Genomic DNA, 1,857 nt, shown 5'->3' with positions numbered 1-1,857 from the left:
AAGGGGGATTATAAATAAACTTAAAGAAAGGTTTCCAAATATAATAGGGCCTGAAACTAAGGATATTTGCTATGCAACGCAAAATCGGCAAGATGCAGTTTCAATGCTTGCACCACAAGTTGATGTTATGCTGGTGGTGGGGGCAAAAAATAGCTCAAACTCAAATAGGTTGCGGGATTTGGGGGAGGAGCTAGGAACAAATTCTTACTTGATTGACGATGCCAATTCTCTCAATTTTGAGTGGCTAGATAACGCCAATAAAATTGGCTTAACGGCAGGGGCTTCCGCCCCTGAAGTGCTGGTTGATGGCGTGATTAATGCTATTAAAAATAAATATAAAAATGTAACAACTTCAACAATGGAGGGGATTATTGAAAATGTAAATTTTAGATTGCCTAAGGAATTAAGGGGATAAATCAAGCATGAGGATCTGTGTGAATTGTAACTTCGCAATCTTCAAACTCGGTTTTAAGTTTTTTCTCAAGTTCATCAGCAATATTGTGAGCTTCAAGAAAACTTAATTTATCTGATATATCAATATCAACTAAAATTATTAGTTTTCTGCCCATATATCTAGTCTTGAGGTTGTGAAAGCCAATGATTTTTGAATTTAAGTGAATGATAGATTTTATTTTTTCTAATATTTCTTCGTTTGCTTCTTTTCCCATAATATTATCAAATGATCTTTTGGCAATTTTAGTTGAGCCAAGTAACATATAAGCGGAGATAAAAATAGCGGCGGAAATATCAAAATAATATCCAGCTTCACCAATAAAAATAAGGGAGGAAATAACTAAAATATTAGTAAAAAAATCTGAAACATAATGTAGGGAATCTGATTCTATAATCTGTGATTTTGTTCGCTTAAAAGTGTATTTATAAAGCCCAACAACAGATAAATTAATTAAAGTTGAAACTAAAATCACCCAAATTCCAAGGGTGTTATTTATTATCTCAGAAGGGTAAAAAATTCTGTTAATAGATTCATATCCAATAAAAATTGCGATAGAAAAAATAAATACAGATTGTGCAAAGCCAATTATGTCTTCAATTCCAGTGTGTCCAAATTTATGATCTTCATCAGCTGGTTTTTGGGCATATTTAATTGCAATTAAGTTAAGAATTGAAACTAAAATATCTAAGGAGGAATCAAATAAACTAGTTAAAATAGCTAAAGAATTTGTTTGCACCCAACCAATTAATTTTAATGCGAGAATGATGAAAACCGCACCAACTGCATAATTTCCAGCAAATTTTTCTAAAGATTTATTACTAAGTTTTGCGAGCATAAATTTTACAAATGTTCCTGTATAAAATATTTTTCACTTTGCATTTCTATTAAGCGAGAAATTGTTCTTTCAAACTCAAAACTTCCCTCACCTTCATTATAAATTTCATTTGGTGGGCAAGTGGCAGAAATTATCAGTTTGGTTTTCTGTTCATAAAGTGCATCAATAAGTTTTATAAAACGCAAAGCAAGGTTATAATCATCTTTTTTAAGCCAAGGAATATTTTTTATTATTATTGTTGAAAAAGTTTTTGCTATTTCAATATAATCTTCTGCTCCTAAATTTTTATCGCATAAATCTCTAAAATCAAATTCCGCAACATCGCCTGAAGTCTTTGGGATTTCAATTTTTCGGCCTTTAACTTCAATAATAGATTTATGTGAATTATGGCTTCCCGTTAATTCAAAAAACGCATTTTCAATGAATTTATCAGCGTCTTTTCCAAGTGGGAAAAAGTAAGTTTGACTTAGATTTTTTATGTGCTGTAAGCGATAATCTGTAATGCTCTCTATTTCAAAAATCTCCATCCTTTGTTTGAATAAATCTATAAAAGGAAGAAATCTATCCC

The 1,857-nt window shown here is 31.2% G+C and carries 3 protein-coding genes; 1 reads left to right on the top strand and 2 read right to left on the bottom strand.

Going from position 1 to position 1,857, the window contains the following annotated elements:
* The coding region (ispH, locus tag SFT90_08405) for a 4-hydroxy-3-methylbut-2-enyl diphosphate reductase (protein MDX1950495.1) at positions 1-415 on the top strand (415 nt) is incomplete at its 5' end.
* 1 nt (position 416) lies between these two features.
* Here the strand turns inward: ispH and SFT90_08400 are convergent.
* Both SFT90_08400 and zapE read right to left on the bottom strand, forming a co-directional pair.
* On the bottom strand, positions 417-1,289 hold the full coding sequence (locus SFT90_08400; GenBank protein MDX1950494.1) for a cation diffusion facilitator family transporter: 873 nt from the start codon (positions 1,287-1,289) through the stop codon (positions 417-419).
* 5 nt (positions 1,290-1,294) lie between these two features.
* Positions 1,295-1,857 (bottom strand): cell division protein ZapE (zapE, locus tag SFT90_08395; GenBank protein ID MDX1950493.1); only part of this gene is annotated, 563 nt, incomplete at its 5' end.

It is taken from the genome of Rickettsiales bacterium, from assembly GCA_033762595.1.
In the GTDB taxonomy this organism is placed as follows: Bacteria; Pseudomonadota; Alphaproteobacteria; order Rickettsiales; family UBA8987; genus JANPLD01.
This window is presented reverse-complemented; position numbering and strand designations above follow the sequence as displayed.